The following is a 17,608-nucleotide window of genomic DNA, read 5'->3' on the forward strand; positions in this document are numbered from 1 at the left end:
TTAACCTCGCGGCTCTACGTGACTGGCAACACTGGCCGCCAGGATCGCCAGCACCAACTGCTGGAAATCCAGACCGGCGGCGCGTGCGGCCATCGGGACCAGACTGTGATCGGTCATGCCCGGTGCGGTATTGACTTCCAGGAACCAGAACTGCCCGTCGGCGTCCTGCATCACGTCAGCCCTTCCCCAACCGGCGATACCCAGCGCCTCACAGGCTTTTGCCGTGAGGTCCATGAGCTCTTTTTCTTTGGCGCTATCGAGGCCACACGGGATCCGGTACTGGGTATCGGAAGCCAGGTACTTGGCGTCGTAGTCATAGAAAGTGTGTGGCGTGCCCAGAGCGATCGGTGGCAACACCTGATCACGCAGGGTCGCAATGGTGAACTCCGGACCTTGAATCCATTGCTCGACCAACACTTGCGAATCGTAGGTACTGGCCGCTTTCCAGGCTTCGATCAATTCAGCTGTCGAAGTCACTTTGGCCATACCGATACTTGAACCTTCATGCGCCGGTTTGACGATCAAAGGGAAGCCCAGTTCCGTCGCCGCCAAAATACAGTCGGCTTCGCTGCTCAGTACCGCGTGACGTGGCGTCGGAATGCCGAGGCTGTGCCAGACCTGTTTGGTCCGCAGCTTGTCCATGGCCAGTGCCGAAGCAAGGATGCCGCTGCCGGTGTACGGAATCCCTGCGCATTCGAGCAAACCCTGCATGCTGCCGTCTTCACCGCCACGACCGTGGAGAATGATGAAGGCGCGGTCGATTTTTTCGTTCAGCAGGCGTTGCAGGAAATCGTCGCCGACGTCGATGCCGAACGCATCCACGCCAGCGGACTGCAGCGCTTCAAGCACCGCGTTACCGGATTTCAGCGAAACCTCACGCTCGGCGCTTTTGCCACCGAACAGCACGGCCACACGGCCGAAGTCTTTCGGGGCGATTGTCGAGAACAGGTTGGCGTAGGCAGCAGTCATTTCAACTTTCCTTCGTTAGGAGCGACAACGGCACCCGCGAACAACGGACTATTCAACAGTTTCGGTGCAAGACCACCGATATCACCGGCGCCCTGGCACAGCAGGATGTCGCCGGCACGCAGCAGCGGCTTGACCACAGGCGCGAGGTCGACACCGCGCTCGATGTAGATCGGGTCGAGCTGACCGCGCTGGCGGATGCTGTTGCACAGCTTGCGGCTGTCAGCCCCCGGAATCGGCTCTTCGCCGGCCGGATAGACTTCCATCAGCAGCAGCACGTTGGCGTCAGCCAGTACATTGACGAAATCGTCGTACAGGTCGCGGGTGCGGCTGTAGCGGTGCGGCTGGTAAACCATCACCAGGCGGCGATCCGGCCAACCACCGCGCACGGCTTTGATGACGGCAGCGACTTCGGTCGGGTGGTGACCGTAGTCGTCCACCAGCATCACGTTGCCGCCTTCGACCGGCAGCTCGCCGTAGACCTGGAAGCGTCGGCCAACACCCTGGAAGCCCGACAGCCCCTGAACGATGGATTCATCGCTGACGCCCTCGTCGGTCGCGATGCAGATGGTCGCCAGCGAGTTCAGTACGTTGTGATTGCCCGGCATGTTCACCGAGACATCCAATGGTTCGCAGTCAGGGCGCAGCACGGTGAAGAAGGTCTGCATGCCTTGCTGGCGAACATTGATGGCGCGTACGTCGGCATCTTCGCTGAAGCCGTAGGTCATGGTCGGACGTTTGACCAACGGCAGGATTTCACGCACCACCGGGTCGTCCAGGCACATCACCGCCAGACCGTAGAACGGCAGGTTGTGGAGGAATTCGACGAAGGTTTTCTTCAGTTTGTTGAAGTCACCGTCGTAGGTCGCCATGTGGTCGGCGTCGATATTGGTGACCACAGCCACCAGCGGCTGCAGGTGCAGGAAACTGGCGTCGCTTTCGTCGGCTTCGGCAATCAGGTAACGGCTGGTGCCCAGTTGGGCATTGGTGCCCGCTGCATTCAGGCGGCCACCGATCACGAAGGTCGGGTCCAGGCCACCGGCCGCGAACACCGAAGCGATCAGGCTGGTGGTGGTGGTTTTGCCGTGAGTACCGGCGACGGCGATGCCGTGGCGGTAGCGCATCAGCTCGGCGAGCATTTCGGCACGCGGCACCACGGGGATACGACGCTCAAGGGCCGTCGCGACTTCCGGGTTGGAAGTGTTCACGGCGCTCGACACCACCAGTACATCGGCGCTCGCACTGTTCTCGGCGCGGTGGCCGATGAAGATCTGGGCGCCGAACGATTCAAGACGCTCGGTCACCGGTGAAGCCTTCAGGTCGGAACCGGACACTTGATAGCCCAGGTTCAGCAACACTTCGGCAATTCCGCACATGCCCACACCGCCGATTCCGACGAAGTGGATGCGACGGATGCGGCGCATTTCCGGTTGCGGCATGGCTTTCTGATTTTCAACCATGAACCACCTCCAGGCAGATATCGACCACGTTGCGGGTTGCATCAGGTTTGGCCAGGCGACGAGCGGCGCCAGCCATGTCGTTGAGTCGTTGCGGTTGCATCAAGACCTCTGTCAGGCGTGCAGCGAGATCCGCTGCGCCAGTCGTTCTTTGCGGCATCAGGAAGGCAGCGCCTTCACGAGCCAAATATTCGGCATTGCGGGTCTGGTGATCGTCGATCGCGTGGGGCAAAGGCACCAGCATCGAGGGCAGACCGGCAGCAGCCAGCTCACTGACAGTCAGCGCGCCAGCGCGACAGACCACCAGGTCAGCCCAGCCATAGGCTTGGGCCATGTCTTTGATGAAAGGCTGCACTTGCGCCTCGACACCGGCCGTGCGATAGCGCTCGGCAGTCACTTCATCGTGGTTTTTACCGGCCTGATGAAACACTTCCGGACGCAGCTCAACAGGAACCTGCGACAGGGCTTCAGGCAGTAATTTGTTCAACGGTTCTGCCCCAAGGCTTCCGCCCAGGATCAGCAAACGCGCTTTGCGTCCGGCCAGGGCTGGACGCGCTGTATCGAGGAACAACTCGGTGCGCACCGGGTTACCGGTGGTACGCCGGCTGCCACTGGCAGCAAAGGTGTCCGGGAAAGCTTCGCAGACTCGCGCGGCCAACGGCACCAGCAACCGATTGGCGGTACCGGCGACGGCGTTCTGTTCATGAACGATCACGGGCACACCGGCCAGTTTGGCGGCTACGCCACCAGGACCGGTGACATATCCGCCAAAGCCCAGGACGCAGACCGGTTTCAGCTGACGAATGACGGCACGTGCCTGCCAAATCGCTTTGAGCAATACAAAAGGTGCCTTGAGCAGCGACAGCTTGCTCTTGCCACGCAGGCCGCTGACGTTGATCAGGTGCAACGGCAGGCCGGCATTCGGGACCAGTTCGTTTTCGATTCCGCGAGGCGTCCCGAGCCAGTGCACGGTATAGCCGCGCGCCTGAAACTCGCGAGCGCAGGCCAGCGCCGGGAACACGTGGCCACCGGTGCCGCCCGCCATGATCAGCACGTTAGCGCCCATGGGTCGGCTCCTCGGCGAAGTCACTCTCGCTGAATTCCATCTCTTCGCTGCCCAAGTGGGTTCGACTCTCCCATTCGATGCGCAACAACAAGCCAAGACAGGCGCAGCAGATCACCAACGAACTGCCGCCGTAACTGAGGAACGGCAAGGTCAGGCCCTTGGTCGGCAGCAGGCCGACGTTCACCCCGATGTTGATCAGGAACTGACCAATCCACAGGAACGACAAGCCGTAGGCGACATAAGCGGCAAAGAATTGCTTGGCCTTTTCTGCCCACAACCCGATGTACATGCCGCGTATGCACACGAAGACGAACAGCGCGACGGTGGCCAGGGAGCCGACCACGCCCAGCTCTTCGGCCAGGACCGAGAACACGAAGTCGGTGTGCGCTTCCGGCAGGTAGAACTGTTTCTGCACGCTGTTGCCCAGGCCAACGCCCAGCCACTCACCGCGACCGAAGGCGATCAGTGCCTGGGTCAACTGGTAGCCGGAACCGAACTGGTCGGCCCAAGGATCGGTGAAGGTGGTCAGACGCGCCATTCGATAAGGCTGCATCTTGATCAGCAGCACCACCGCCACCACCGCCAGTATCACCATCAAGGTGAAGCGGAACAGCCCGACGCCGCCCAAAAACAGCATCGCCGCCGCGGCCCCCATCATCACGACGGTGGCACCGAAGTCCGGCTCCATCAGCAGCAGGCCGGCCATTGGCAGCAACACGATGAACGGCTTGAAGAAGCCCATCCAGCTTTCGCGTACTTCTTTCTGCCGACGCACCAGATAACCGGCGAGGTAGATCACCACAAAGACCTTGGCAATCTCGGAAGGCTGGACGTTGAAGAAACTGAAACCGATCCAGCGCATCGAACCGTTCACCTCACGGCCGATCCCCGGGACGATCACCATCACCAGCAACCCGAATGCACCGATCAGCATCAGCCAGCCCAGGCGTTGCCAGGTAGCGATCGGAATCATCATGGTGATGACGCAGGCACCGAGGCCGAGCACGATGTAAATGAGGTGGCGAACCATGTAATACAGGGCGCTGCCTGACTGCACCGCCGCCACTTCGGACGATGCCGAAGCGATCATGACCAGTCCCAGGCCGAGTAACGCCAGGCAACCGGCGAGCATCGGGAAGTCGAGGTCGATACCGCGCCCGGTGATGATCGGCGACGGGTACGGCTTGATGATATTTCTCAGGCTCATGCCAAGTCCTCCACGGCCTGGGCGAACAGGTGCCCACGCTCTTCGTAGTTCTTGAACATGTCTAAACTGGCGCACGCCGGCGACAGCAGCACGGCATCGCCTGGTTGGGCGATAGCGCGGCATTGCTCGACCGCTTCGATCAGCGAATTGACGCGAATCAGTGGCGCGGCATCGCCGATGGCTTGGCCAATCAGCTCTGCGTCACGGCCCATCAACACCACGGCGCGGCAGTTGGCCGCGACCGGATCGCGCAGATCCTTGAACTCGGCACCTTTGCCGTCGCCACCGGCGATCAGCACCAGCTTGCCTTTGATATCTGCACCCAGGCCTTCGATAGCAGCCAAAGCGGCGCCAACGTTGGTGGCTTTTGAATCGTTGTAGTAGCTCACGCCGTTCAGGTCGCGGACCCACTGGCAGCGATGCTCAAGCCCGGCGAAAGTGCGCAGGCTCGAAAGCATGGCGTCGAACGGCAGGCCCACCGCGTGCCCCAGGGCCAAAGCCGCAAGGGCGTTGGACTGGTTATGCGCGCCGCGAATTTTCAACTCGCGCACCGGCATCAGGTTCTGGAATTCAAAGGCCAGATACTTCTCGCCATTTTCCTCGCGCAGACCAAAGGCCTTGAAATCCGGTTTGTTCAGCCCGAAGGTCCAGCACGGCAGGCCCTCGCTCATCAACGGACGGCTCAGCGCATCCTGACGATTGACCACCACTTGCTTCGCGCCACGGAAGATCCGGTGCTTGGCCAGGTGATACGCCGGCAGTCCGCTGTAACGGTCCATATGGTCTTCGCTGACGTTGAGCACAGTGGCCACTTCGGCGCCCAGGTGATCGGTGGTCTCCAGCTGGAAGCTGGAGAGTTCCATCACGTACAGCTCGACGTCATCGCTCAGCAGATCGAGGGCCGGAGTACCAAGGTTTCCGCCCACCGCCACACGTTTGCCGGCCGCTGCCGCCATTTCGCCGACCAGCGTGGTCACGGTGCTTTTTGCGTTGGAGCCGGTAATGGCAACGATCGGCGCCTTCGCGTTACGTGCGAACAATTCGATATCACCCGACAGCTTCACGCCACGGGCAGCCGCCGCTTGCAGGGCCGGAGTCGCCAAGGCCAGGCCCGGGCTCACGTAGAGCTCGTCGGCACGGCAGAGGAATTCGACATCCAGCTCGCCACAACGCACTTCCACCTGCGGGTAGTCACGACGCAGCGTGGCCAGCTCCGGTGGATTTTCCCGCGTATCGGCGACAGCGAACGACACGCCCCGGTTCGCCAGGAAGCGAACCAGGGACATGCCGCTCTTGCCGAGGCCGACAACGATGCGGAAGTGGTCAGAAGCGATCAGAGACACTTGTTCTACCTCAGCTTCAGGGTGGCAAGGCCGAACAGCACGAGAATCACGGTGATGATCCAGAAACGGACGATCACGCGTGGCTCGGGCCAGCCCTTGAGTTCAAAGTGGTGGTGAATCGGTGCCATGCGGAACACGCGGCGACCGGTCAGCTTGAAAGAAGCAACCTGAATGACCACCGACAGGGTTTCCATCACGAACACACCGCCCATGATGAACAGGACGATTTCCTGACGGACGATCACGGCGATGGTGCCCAGGGCCGCGCCCAGCGCCAGTGCGCCGACGTCGCCCATGAAGACTTGAGCCGGGTACGTGTTGAACCAGAGGAAACCCAGGCCGGCGCCGATCAGCGCGCCGCAGAACACGATCAGCTCACCTGCGCCCGGTACATAAGGGATCAGCAGGTATTCGGCGAATTTCACGTTACCCGACAGGTAGCAGAAGATCCCCAACGCGCCGCCGACCATCACGGTTGGCATGATCGCCAGGCCGTCGAGGCCGTCAGTCAGGTTGACCGCGTTGCTGGAGCCGACGATCACGAAGTAGGTCAGGACCACGAAGCCAATGCCGAGCGCGATGCTGGCGTCTTTGAACATCGGCACGATCAAGGTCGTTTCAACCGCGCTGGGTGCAGTCATATAAAGAAAGATCGCCGCGCCCAGACCGAACACCGACTGCCAGAAGTATTTCCAGCGGCTCGGCAAGCCACGGGAGTTCTTCTCGATGACTTTGCGGTAATCGTCGACCCAGCCCACGGCACCAAACAACAGCGTGACCAGCAACACGACCCACACATAGCGGTTGTGCAGGTCTGCCCAAAGCAAGGTGCTGACGCCGATAGCGGTCAGAATCAGTGCGCCGCCCATGGTCGGAGTGCCCGATTTGGACAAGTGCGATTGCGGGCCGTCATTACGGACAGACTGGCCGATCTGGCGGTTCTGCAACGTGCGGATCATCCAAGGACCCAGGCACAGCGACAACGACAACGCGGTCAGCACACCGAGAATCCCGCGCAGGGTCAGGTACTGAAAGACCGCGAAGCCTTTGTAGAACTGTTGCAGATACTCCGCTAACAACAGCAGCATTAATGGTTCTCCCCGCTCGAACCGCACAAAGCCGCAACGACGTTTTCCATCGCAGCGCTTCGCGAGCCCTTGATCAAAATAGTGGTGTTTGTATCGTGTTCGGCGCCCAGCGCCGCGATCAGATCAGCCTGACTGGCAAAGTGACGAGCCTGTTCACCGAAGGCTGCGACGGCATGCGCCATCATCGGGCCAACAGCATAAAGCGCGGAAACCTTGCCGCTGGCGTACGCGCCAACCTCGCGGTGCCCCTGCTCCGCCCACTCGCCCAACTCGCCAATATCTCCGAGCACCAGAATGGTGCGGCCGGAAAAGCCGGCGAGTATATCAACGGCGGCGCACATTGAGGTGGGGTTCGCGTTGTAAGAGTCATCAATTACGCGCATGCCATTGCTCGCCAGTTGCGCCACAGCACGGCCCTTGACCGGCTGCACTGCATTCAGCCCCGTGGCGATACCGAACAGCGACACACCCAGGGCATGCGCGGCAGCCGCGGCGGCCAAGGCATTGGCAACGTTGTGGTTGCCAAGCAGGTTCAGTTGAACCTGTTCGACGCCTTGCGGACTGTGCAGCGTGAAGGACGGGCAACCGCGTTCGTCACGAGCCAGATCAGTGGCATGGAAATCGGCACGACTGTCGTTCAGGGCAAAGCTCAGCACCTGACGACCGGCGGCACGCTTCTTCCAGATATCAAACGCCTTGTCGTCGAGGTTCAGAACGGCGACGCCATCGGCGTCCAGCCCTTCGAGAATCTCGCCCTTGGCTTCAACGATTTTTTCCGGGCCGCCGAATTCGCCGACGTGGGCGGTCCCGGCGTTGTTGATCACGGCTACATGCGGCTTGGTCATACCGACGGTGTAGGCAATCTCGCCGATCCGCGAAGCACCCAGTTCGATGACAGCCGCGGTGTGCTCCGCGGTCAGTTCGAGCAAGGTCAGCGGAACGCCGAGGTCATTGTTCAGGTTGCCACGGGTCGCCAGTACCGGACCGCGTGTGCGCAGGATGCTCGCGAGCATTTCCTTGACCGTGGTTTTGCCGCTGGAGCCGGTAATCGCCGCGACCGGGTTCGAATACGCAGCACGGTTCAGCGCGCCGAGTTCGCCAAGGGCCTGACGAGTATCCTTGACCAATAGTTGCGGCAACGTGGAGTTCAGCACTTCACGCTCGACCAGAGCCGCGACCGCGCCTTTGGCAGCCACGTCGTTCAGGTAGTCATGACCGTCGAAACGCGGCCCGGCCAGGGCGACAAACAACTGGCCCGGCTTGATCGCCCGGCTGTCGATGCTGACGCCATCAAAGCTGCTATCGGCAGTCAGCAGGCGGCCGGCCAATGGACCCGCCACTTCGCTCAACTTCAAGGCTTTAAGCATGAGCCACCTCCCACGCGGTCAAGGCACGGTCGGCCTCCACCAGGTCGGAGAAATCATGGCGCTCGCCGTTGATTTCCTGGTAGTCCTCGTGACCTTTACCGGCCAGCACGATCACGTCATCCGCGCTGGCGCTGGCGATCAACTGGGCAATCGCCTGGCCACGGCCGGCGACGAATCGAACGTTATCCACAGCCGTGAAACCGGCGCGGATGTCGTCGAAAATCTGTGCAGGGTCTTCGCTGCGCGGGTTGTCATCGGTGACCAGCACGCCGTCAGCCAGACGCTCGACCACTTCGGCCATCAGCGGACGCTTGCCGCGATCGCGATCACCACCGCAACCGAACAGGCAGAGCAATTTGCCCTTGGCGTGTGGACGCAGGGCCATCAGGACTTTTTCCAGCGCATCCGGGGTATGGGCGTAGTCGACCACCACCAGCGGCTGAGTACCGCCGCCCAGACGCTGCATGCGACCGGCCGGACCTTCAAGTTGTGGCAGTACGTGGAGGATTTCATCCAGCGCGTAATCCAGACCGAGCAAGGCACCGACAGCGGCCAGTACGTTGCTCAGGTTGAAACGGCCGAGCAAGGTACTGCGCAAATGGTGCTCGCCCTGCGGCGTCACCAGTGTGGCGCGCACGCCTTCATCGTCGAACTGCGCGTCACGGCAATAGAGGTAGGCGCTGGCGTCTTCGAGACTGTAAGTGATCAGGCGCGACTCACCTTCTTCAGCCGCAAGTTGCCGGCCGAACGCGTCGTCGAGGTTGATTACCCGGCACTTAAGATCGTTCCAGGCAAACAGCTTGGCCTTGGCCTCGCCATAGGCTTGCATGGTCCCGTGATAATCCAGGTGATCGCGCGACAGGTTGGTCATCACCGCCACATCGAACGCCAGTGCCGTCACGCGCCCTTGATCCAGGCCGTGGGAGGACACTTCCATGGCCACGGCTTTGGCGCCGGCCTTCTTCAGGTCGGCCAGGGTTGCCTGTACTGCAATCGGGTTCGGCGTGGTGTGCAGGCCGCTTTCGAGTGCGCCGTAGAAACCGGTGCCCAGGGTGCCAACAATGCCGCAGTGCTGCCCCAACAGGTCCAGCGCTTGTGCGACCAGTTGGGTCACGCTGGTTTTACCGTTGGTGCCGGTCACGCCAATCAGGTTCAGGTTACGGCTCGGGTCGCCATAAAAACGCCCGGCAATATCCGACAACTGCGCGGCCAGGCCCTTGACCGGAATCAGCGGCACATCGGTAATCGGCAGAACGGTCGCGCCTTCGACTTCGTAGGCGATTGCGGCAGCGCCACGTTGCAAGGCATCGGCAATGTGTGCACGACCGTCGAATTTAGCGCCGGGGACGGCCAGAAACAGATCGCCCGCTCGGACATTACGACTGTCCAGGGTCAGTTCGCGAATCAACAGATCACGGTCAGCGTGGGCGAAAATCTTGTTCAGGCTAAGCGACATCAGCCACGCCCTCCATTGGCTTTAACAGGGATAACCGGGGCCGCGTTGGCTTGCTGGGTGGGCGGCAGGTTGTCCGGCGTGATGTTCATCAGACGCAGGGTCCCGGACATCACTTTGCTGAACACCGGCGCCGAAACCAGACCACCGAAGAAGCCCGCTTTGGTCGGCTCATCGATCACCACGACAATCGCGTAACGCGGATCACTCATCGGGCCAAAACCTGCGAACAGCGAGCGATAGGAGTTCTCGGCGTAGCCTTTGGTGCCCACCAATGTCTTACGTGCAGTACCGGACTTGCCAGCAACGTGATAGGCCGGCACTTGCGCACGGAATACACCGCGCGGGGCTTCGATCACTTGTTGCAGCATGCCCTGTATGGTTTTCGCCACGGCTTCCGGAATCACTTGAGTGGTTTGCGCGGCCTTGTCGGTCTTGATCAGGGTCAGCGGTGCAATACGGCCATTGTTGGCCAGCGCCGAGAAGGCGTGGACCAGCTGAATGGCGGTCACCGAAATGCCGTAGCCATACGACAGCGTGGCCGTCTCGGCCTTGCGCCATTCGCGGTAGTTCGGCAGGTTGCCGACACGCTCGCCCGGGAAACCCAGACCGGTGTCCTGGCCGAGGCCGACTTTCTGCGCGAGACGGAAAATCGTTTCGCCGCCGATATCGAAGGCGACCTTACTCATGCCGACGTTACTGGAGTTGATCAGAATGCCGGTCAGGTCGAGCACCGGGCCTTCGGTCTTGGATACGTCCTTGATGGTGTATTTACCAATCTGCAAGCTGCCCGGGTACACCTCAACGGTATCGCTCGGTTTCCAGCGCCCGGTTTCGATCGCGGCGCTCATGGAGATCGCTTTCATGGTCGAACCTGGTTCGAACACGTCGATCATCGCGCGGTTACGCATCATTGCCGGTTGCAGGTTGCGACGGTTGTTCGGGTTGTAGGTCGGCTGGTTGACCATGGCGAGGATCTCGCCGGTCTTGACGTCCATGATCACCAGGCTGCCAGCCTTGGCGCCGTTCTCGATGATCGCGTTGCGCAGTTCACGGTTCGCCAGGTATTGCAGACGCAGGTCAATCGACAACGCCAAGGGCTTGCCGGCCTTGGCGTTTTTGGTCACCTGAACGTCTTTGATCAGTCTGCCGCGCCGGTCCTTGATGACCTGACGCTTGCCGGCGACACCGGCCAGCCATTCGTCGTACGCCAACTCCACGCCTTCACGCCCGTGGTCATCGATGTCGGTGAAGCCGACCATGTGCGCGGTGACTTCGCCGGCCGGGTAGAAACGCCGGAACTCTTCGATGCCGTAAACGCCCGGCACTTTCAGATCGAGCGCGACCTGGCCCTGCTCGGGGGTCAGCCCGCGCACCAGATAGATGAATTCTTTATTCGCCTGAGCTTCGAGTCGCTCGGCCAGTACTTTAGGGTCCTGCCCCAGCACAGTCGCCAGTGCCGGCCACTTTTCCTTGGCCAGCTGCATTTCCTTGGGGTTGGCCCACAGGGTGGTGACCGGGGTACTCACAGCCAACGGTTCGCCGTTACGGTCGGTGATCAAACCACGGTGAGCCGGGATCGGGATGTGTCGAACACTGCGCGCATCGCCCTGACCAATCAGGAAGTCACGGTCGATTACCTGCAGGTCGACAATGCGCCACGCGATGGCGACCACCATGACACCCAGCAAGCCAAGCACCACGCGAAACCGCCACGGAAAGAGTGCCCCTTCGAGTTTCATCATGGCGCCACCATCCGCACTTCAGCGGCGCCGGGAATGCGCATCTTCAGCTGTTCGGTGGCCAATACTTCGATACGGCTGTGAGCGGTCCAGGTGCTCTGTTCAAGAATCAACCGGCCCCACTCCGCCTGCGCCTTGTCGCGCACACTCAACTCGTTGTACAGCGAGTTCAGCAGTTGACGGTTCCAGTGAGCGCTATAGGAAACCCCGATTGCGGAGACCAATACGGCAATAAATAGCAGCAGCATGAAAAAGCTTCCGCCTGGAAGTGGCTTGGCGAAGAGCTTGCTCACCGAAGTTTCTCCGCGACACGCATGACGGCGCTACGGGAACGAGGGTTGGCTTTGAGCTCGGCTTCGCCAGCGAATTGCGGTTTGCCATGAATCTTGATTTTCGGCACGAAGGCTTCGAAACGTACTGGCAGGTTGCGCGGCAGGTTGTCGGTTTCGCCCTTGACCAGTTTGCGCATGAACTGTTTGACGATGCGGTCTTCCAGCGAGTGGAAGCTGATCACCACCAGGCGACCGCCCACTTCGAGAGCTTCAAGCGCGGCTTCGAGGCCGGTCTCAAGATCGCCCAACTCGTTGTTGACGTGAATTCGCAGGCCCTGGAACGCGCGGGTAGCCGGGTTCTTGCCCTTCTCCCAGGCAGGGTTGGCGACTTTCAGGACTTCAGCCAGATCGCCAGTGCGTTCGAAGGGCTTGATATCGCGGCGCTCGGCCACGGCACGGGCCATACGACCGGAGAAACGCTCTTCGCCGTATTCCTTGAACACGCGGGCGATTTCTTCGACGGGTGCGGTGTTGACGAACTCTGCCGCACTGATCCCGCGAGACGGGTCCATGCGCATGTCCAGCGGGCCGTCATTGAGGAAGCTGAAGCCACGCTCCGGGTCGTCGAGCTGTGGCGAAGACACGCCCAGATCGAGCAGAACGCCGCTGACCTTGCCGGCCAGACCGCGTTCGGCAACTTCCGAACCAAGCTCGGCAAAGCTGCGCTGTACAACGACAAAGCGGCCGTCTTCGGCCGCTAGCGTTTGCCCGGTGGCAATCGCCTGAGGATCTTTGTCGAACCCCAGCAACCGACCATCGGGACCGAGCTGGCTGAGAATCAGGCGGCTATGCCCGCCGCGCCCGAACGTGCCATCCAGATAGCAGCCATCAGGGCGTACGGCGAGAGCCTCAACGGCTTCGTCAAGCAGTACGGTGATGTGGTTAAAGCCGCTATCAATAGTCACAGGATCAAATCACGCAGTTCATCAGGCATAGCGCCCGGTTGTTGAATAGCAGCCAGGTCAGCAGCAGAAACCGCATCCCAGGCATCCTCGTCCCACAATTGGAACTTGTTCAGTTGGCCTACCAGCATCGCGCGCTTATCCAATTTGGCGTATTCGCGCAGACGCGGTGGAACCAGAAAACGACCACTGCCATCGAGCTCGAGGTCGACGGCATTACCAATCAGCAAACGTTGCAAACGGCGGTTCTCTTCGCGAAGCGAAGGCAGTGCGCGCAGTTTGGTTTCAATCAGCTCCCACTCATCGAGCGGGTAAACACATAAACAAGGATCAACGGCATCAATTGTGACAATTAATTGCCCGGAACTTCGCGAAACGAGCTCGTCACGATACCGGCTCGGCATGGCGAGACGGCCTTTTGCATCGAGACTGATAGCATTAGCTCCGCGAAACACGTCAGCGTTTCTCCAAATTTTAGCGTTTTACGCTTAAAAAACCCACTTCATGCCACTTTCCGCCACTTGCGCACACTATAGGAATGCGCCCACCACACCGTCAAGGCACGGATTGAAGGAAAACCCTTACAGATCGGAGATTTAGCGCTGCAAAAGAAGGGGTTACGAGTATTTGGCGGATGATTTTGTTCAATAACTTGAAGCAGCACTGAAGGCTACGTTCAGAAGTTAAAGTGATTTGTTAAGAGTAAGATTTTTTCGGTATTACAAATGCGCTTCTGCTATTGATTCAAGCAGGGAGGGAATTGGCCACTACCCGGGTGATGCGACTAGCGGTTCAAGCGCTGGCTAATCGGTATTACAAAGCCCTTCTGCCACTGATTCAAGCAGGGAGGGTAATCGCTACTGTATCGGAGCCTCTGCCAGGGGTTCAGCAGATGGCCAATCAGTATTACCACGTCCTTCCGCCAAAAATTCAAGCCGAAGGAACAAAAAGGTGGAGAGTCGATCTATAAGCCGGGTTCTGTCTTGAACAGTCATTCGTCTACGATGGCCATCACTGGACATCTTTAGCAACCTACCCGGTCCCAGCGCGGGCCACGCCTTGGGACCCTATTTGGTCTTGCTCCAAGTGGGGTTTACCTAGCCACGAACTGTTGCCAGTCGTGCGGTGCGCTCTTACCGCACCTTTTCACCCTTACCGGCACCGAAGTGCTTAGGCGGTTATTTTCTGTGGCACTTTCCGTAGGCTCACGCCTCCCAGGCATTACCTGGCACTTCGCCCTATGGAGCCCGGACTTTCCTCCCCCCCCTAATTTTCATAGAGGGCAGCGACTGTCCAATCGACTCTCCGCCGCAAAGGTTAACGGCAGAGAGCCCGAAGAACAAGCGATAAAAGCCTTTTGCCGCTCTACAACCCGCGTTTTTACTCGCCTTTCTGTTTATCCAGGGCCACCTGGTAGAGAACGTTCTTGCGCTCACCGGTAATTTGCGCCGCCAACGCCGCAGCACGCTTGAGTGGCATTTCCTCGAGCAGCAGATTGAGAATGCGCATCGCCTCGCTACTCACCGCCTCCTCACTCTCCGGCGCCGACCAGCCGGCCACCAACACCACACACTCGCCGCGCTGCTGATTGCTATCGTTCTCGACAAATGCACGCAACTCGGCCAACGGCAGCCCCTTGAGGGTTTCGAAGGTTTTGGTCAGCTCGCGAGCGAGCAGCGCCGGACGCTCCGCACCGAATACCAGCTCCATGTCCTGCAAGCACTCGAGAATCCGGTGCGGCGCTTCGTAAAAGATCAACGTACGTGGCTCTTCCTTTATGGACTCCAGACGCGCACGTCGCCCCACCGCCTTGGCCGGCAAAAAGCCTTCGAAGATGAATCGGTCAGACGGCAACCCTGCCGCAGACAAGGCCGCAATCAGCGCGCAGGCACCGGGAACCGGTACTACATTGATACCTGCCGCCCGCGCCTGACGCACCAGGTGATAACCCGGATCAGAGATCAGCGGCGTTCCCGCATCGGAGATCAGCGCGACATTGTCACCGGCCAGCAAACGCGTGATGAAGCGACTGCCTTCATCGCGCTCATTGTGCTCATGACACGCCGCCAGCGGCGTGGCGATCCCGAAATGTTGCAGCAACCGCAAGGAGTGACGAGTGTCTTCAGCCGCGATCAACGCCACGTCACGCAAGATTTTCAGCGCCCGCGCACTGATGTCATCCAGGTTGCCGATAGGCGTCGCCACCACATAAAGCGAGCCAGCAACGGAATTCAAAGCACCTGGAGCAGTCAAAGCGCACACCTCATGATCGGTAAAACCGGCATTGTAGCGCGTAGAAGTGCCTTGAATACGCGCAGCGATCATCTTGCTCCACGTCCTTTTGTTGATCGTCGTAACATTTACACGACCTAAATTGAAGGTTTCACGCCAGTAACATCGCGCCCCGGCCAGCGCTTGGGTACAATTCCACGCTAATTTGATCGAGTATCAGGAACATTACATGATCGCTTGCCTGCGGCTGTTCTCTGCCCTCTGCCTCGCTGCTCTGTTGGCGGCTTGCACCAGCTCGCCCTCCTCCAGCCTTGGCGAACTTCCACGGACTGCGGATGCCAGTATCGAGCAATTGCTCGAACAGGCCGCCACCAGCAAAACGCCGGAGAAGGCCGCCCTGTTGCGCCTGAGCGCGGCAGACCTGGCCTACCGCCAGGGTAATGCCGGCCAGTCGGCACAAATCCTTCAGCAGGTCCCAATGGACCAGTTGAAACCCGGCCAACAGGTGTACGCCAGCACCCTGGCCGCCGAACTGGCGATGACTCGCAACCAGCCCAAGGCAGCACTGACCGCCTTGAGCCATCCGAGCCAGCAACACCTGGGCGAGATGCCGGTCGAGCAGCAAGTACGCACCGGCACCGTCCATGCCCGCGCCCTTGAAGCCGATGGCCAGACCCTGGCCGCCGCCCGCGAACGCATCTTTATCGCCCCACTGCTCAAGGATGACGCGGCCAGTAAAAACCACGAGGCCATCTGGGCACTCATTGCGTCCTTGCCGACCGATCAACTGCAACCCATCACCACCGATGACCTCGGCGGCTGGATGAGCCTGGCCGTGGCGGTGAAAAACGCCGCTACGCTGGAACAGCAGCAGGCCGCCATCGACAACTGGCGCGCCCAGCACCCTAAACACCCTGCTGCACTGGTGCTGCCACTGCCTTTGACCAAACTCAAGGAACTGGCCAGCCAACCGATCAGCAAGATCGGCCTGCTGCTGCCGCAAGACGGTCCGCTGGCGTCGGTCGCCAAGGCACTGCGCGAAGGTTTCATGGCCGCTCACTACCAGGCTCAACAAGCCGGGCAGAAACCGCCTGCCATCGAGTTCTATGACAGCTCGCACCTGACCTCGCTGGACGACTTCTATCGCAAGGCACAAGCCGACGGCGTGCAACTGGTCATCGGCCCGCTGGAAAAACCACTGGTCAAACAACTCAGCACTCGCCCGCAACTGCCGATCACCACGCTGGCGCTGAACTACAGCGAAGGCGAACAAGGTCCGCCCCAACTGTTCCAGTTCGGCCTGGCTGCCGAAGACGAAGCCCGCGAAGTTTCCCGTCGGGCACGCGCCGACGGCCTGCACCGCGCCGCTGCCCTGGTGCCGAAAGGCGAATGGGGCGATCGCGTGCTCAAAGCCTTCCGCCAGGACTGGGAAGCTAACGGCGGCACCGTCGTGGGCATTGAACGCGTTGATCAGCCGGTGGCCCTGGCCCAGCAAATCGCCGACCTGTTCCAGTTGCGTCAGAGCGAAGGTCGCGCCAAGAGCCTGCAAAGCACCGTAGGCTCGCAGGTGGCTGCACAGCCTTCGCGCCGCCAGGACATCGAGTTCATTTTCCTCGCCTCGACACCGCAGCAAGCCCAGCAGATCAAGCCAACGCTGAACTTCCAATACGCAGGTGACGTACCGGTTTACGCCACGTCCCACGTATTCAGCGCCAGCGGCGACCAGAACCAGTACAACGACATGAACGGCGTTCGCTTCTGCGAAACCCCATGGCTGCTGGACGCCAACGACCCGCTGCGCAGACAAGTGACCGCTCAATGGCCACAAGCTGCGGGCAGCCTGGGCCGCCTCTACGCAATGGGTGTCGACGCCTATCGCCTGGCGCCGCGCCTGGGCCAACTCAAGGCACTGCCAGACAGCACCATCGAAGGTCAGTCGGGCACCCTGAGCATGACCTCATCGCAACGCGTTCAGCGTCAACTGCCATGGGCACAGTTCATCAATGGCCAGGTTCAACGCCTGCCCGACACGCCGCGCTGATGCCCGACAGGTCACGCCAACAAAGTGGTCGAGATGCCGAAAGCCAGGCGCTCAAGCATCTCCAACAACAAGGTCTGCGCCTCCTGGCGCAGAACTGGTTGTGTAAACGCGGCGAGCTTGATCTGGTCATGCTTGACGGCGATACAGTAGTATTCGTCGAAGTCCGCTACAGACAAAACACCCAATGGGGTGGCGCGCTCGGCAGTATCGATGCGCGCAAGCGTCAGAAATTGATACTCGCCGCGCAGTATTTTCTGCAGCGCGAGTCGCGCTGGGCCAACTCCCCCTGCCGTTTCGACGTAGTTGCCATAGACGGCAGCGCAGCTCATTTGAACTGGCTAAGGAACGCCTTTGACAGCTGACTGCTCAAAGGCAAGGCCGATCTTCACTCAACACTTTTGCTCTTTGCTTT

General features: G+C 60.3%; 15 protein-coding genes and 1 other RNA gene. 2 read left to right on the forward strand and 14 right to left on the reverse strand.

Going from position 1 to position 17,608, the window contains the following annotated elements; all coding sequences use genetic code 11:
- The 14 genes from BK658_RS13780 to rsmI all read right to left on the reverse strand — a co-directional run bounded on the left by BK658_RS13780 (position 1) and on the right by rsmI (position 15,176).
- On the reverse strand, positions 1–969 hold the full coding sequence (locus tag BK658_RS13780; protein ID WP_123582753.1) for a D-alanine--D-alanine ligase: 969 nt from the start codon (positions 967–969) through the stop codon (positions 1–3).
- The gene (gene murC, locus BK658_RS13785) at positions 966–2,426 is read right to left on the reverse strand and encodes a UDP-N-acetylmuramate--L-alanine ligase (RefSeq protein WP_123582754.1); all 1,461 of its coding nucleotides are present in this window, start codon (positions 2,424–2,426) and stop codon (positions 966–968) included. Before murC ends, BK658_RS13780 begins: the two co-directional genes overlap by 4 nt.
- The gene (gene murG, locus BK658_RS13790; RefSeq protein ID WP_054595715.1) at positions 2,419–3,489 is read right to left on the reverse strand and encodes an undecaprenyldiphospho-muramoylpentapeptide beta-N-acetylglucosaminyltransferase; all 1,071 of its coding nucleotides are present in this window, start codon (positions 3,487–3,489) and stop codon (positions 2,419–2,421) included. The genes murC and murG overlap by 8 nt, the downstream gene beginning before the upstream one ends.
- Positions 3,479–4,696, reverse strand: coding sequence for a putative lipid II flippase FtsW (gene ftsW / locus BK658_RS13795; RefSeq protein WP_123582755.1), 1,218 nt, complete (start codon positions 4,694–4,696; stop codon positions 3,479–3,481). The genes murG and ftsW overlap by 11 nt, the downstream gene beginning before the upstream one ends.
- Entirely contained in the window at positions 4,693–6,039 is a 1,347-nt protein-coding gene (murD, locus tag BK658_RS13800; RefSeq protein ID WP_123582756.1) for a UDP-N-acetylmuramoyl-L-alanine--D-glutamate ligase, read from the reverse strand. The genes ftsW and murD overlap by 4 nt, the downstream gene beginning before the upstream one ends.
- A gap of 5 nt (positions 6,040–6,044) precedes the next feature.
- Positions 6,045–7,127 (reverse strand): phospho-N-acetylmuramoyl-pentapeptide-transferase, encoded by a 1,083-nt coding sequence (gene mraY / locus BK658_RS13805; protein ID WP_123582757.1) that lies wholly within the window; start codon positions 7,125–7,127, stop codon positions 6,045–6,047.
- Positions 7,127–8,494 (reverse strand): UDP-N-acetylmuramoyl-tripeptide--D-alanyl-D-alanine ligase, encoded by a 1,368-nt coding sequence (locus BK658_RS13810; RefSeq protein WP_123582758.1) that lies wholly within the window; start codon positions 8,492–8,494, stop codon positions 7,127–7,129. The genes mraY and BK658_RS13810 overlap by 1 nt, the downstream gene beginning before the upstream one ends.
- Positions 8,487–9,950: a UDP-N-acetylmuramoyl-L-alanyl-D-glutamate--2,6-diaminopimelate ligase gene (locus tag BK658_RS13815; protein ID WP_123582759.1), complete on the reverse strand. Its 1,464-nt coding sequence runs from the start codon at positions 9,948–9,950 to the stop codon at positions 8,487–8,489. The genes BK658_RS13810 and BK658_RS13815 overlap by 8 nt, the downstream gene beginning before the upstream one ends.
- The gene (locus tag BK658_RS13820; protein ID WP_185019830.1) at positions 9,950–11,689 is read right to left on the reverse strand and encodes a peptidoglycan D,D-transpeptidase FtsI family protein; all 1,740 of its coding nucleotides are present in this window, start codon (positions 11,687–11,689) and stop codon (positions 9,950–9,952) included. Before BK658_RS13820 ends, BK658_RS13815 begins: the two co-directional genes overlap by 1 nt.
- Positions 11,689–11,982, reverse strand: a complete 294-nt coding sequence (gene ftsL / locus BK658_RS13825; protein ID WP_054595708.1) for a cell division protein FtsL — start codon at positions 11,980–11,982, stop codon at positions 11,689–11,691. The genes BK658_RS13820 and ftsL overlap by 1 nt, the downstream gene beginning before the upstream one ends.
- On the reverse strand, positions 11,979–12,926 hold the full coding sequence (rsmH, locus tag BK658_RS13830; RefSeq protein WP_019693565.1) for a 16S rRNA (cytosine(1402)-N(4))-methyltransferase RsmH: 948 nt from the start codon (positions 12,924–12,926) through the stop codon (positions 11,979–11,981). The genes ftsL and rsmH overlap by 4 nt, the downstream gene beginning before the upstream one ends.
- Positions 12,923–13,378, reverse strand: coding sequence for a division/cell wall cluster transcriptional repressor MraZ (gene mraZ, locus BK658_RS13835; RefSeq protein ID WP_019693566.1), 456 nt, complete (start codon positions 13,376–13,378; stop codon positions 12,923–12,925). The genes rsmH and mraZ overlap by 4 nt, the downstream gene beginning before the upstream one ends.
- A 496-nt stretch (positions 13,379–13,874) precedes the next feature.
- Positions 13,875–14,228: RNase P RNA component class A (gene rnpB, locus BK658_RS13840), an RNA gene on the reverse strand.
- Positions 14,229–14,303: 75 nt separating this feature from the next.
- Positions 14,304–15,176, reverse strand: coding sequence for a 16S rRNA (cytidine(1402)-2'-O)-methyltransferase (gene rsmI / locus BK658_RS13845; protein WP_123582862.1), 873 nt, complete (start codon positions 15,174–15,176; stop codon positions 14,304–14,306).
- 208 nt (positions 15,177–15,384) lie between these two features.
- On the opposite strand from rsmI, the gene BK658_RS13850 reads away from it, so the two are divergent.
- The gene (locus BK658_RS13850; RefSeq protein ID WP_123582761.1) at positions 15,385–17,196 is read left to right on the forward strand and encodes a penicillin-binding protein activator; all 1,812 of its coding nucleotides are present in this window, start codon (positions 15,385–15,387) and stop codon (positions 17,194–17,196) included.
- Positions 17,196–17,558, forward strand: coding sequence for a YraN family protein (locus BK658_RS13855; protein ID WP_019693569.1), 363 nt, complete (start codon positions 17,196–17,198; stop codon positions 17,556–17,558). Before BK658_RS13850 ends, BK658_RS13855 begins: the two co-directional genes overlap by 1 nt.
- Positions 17,559–17,608: the final 50 nt, after the last annotated feature.

This window comes from Pseudomonas brassicacearum (genome assembly GCF_003732175.1).
Taxonomy (GTDB): Bacteria; Pseudomonadota; Gammaproteobacteria; order Pseudomonadales; family Pseudomonadaceae; genus Aquipseudomonas; species Aquipseudomonas brassicacearum_G.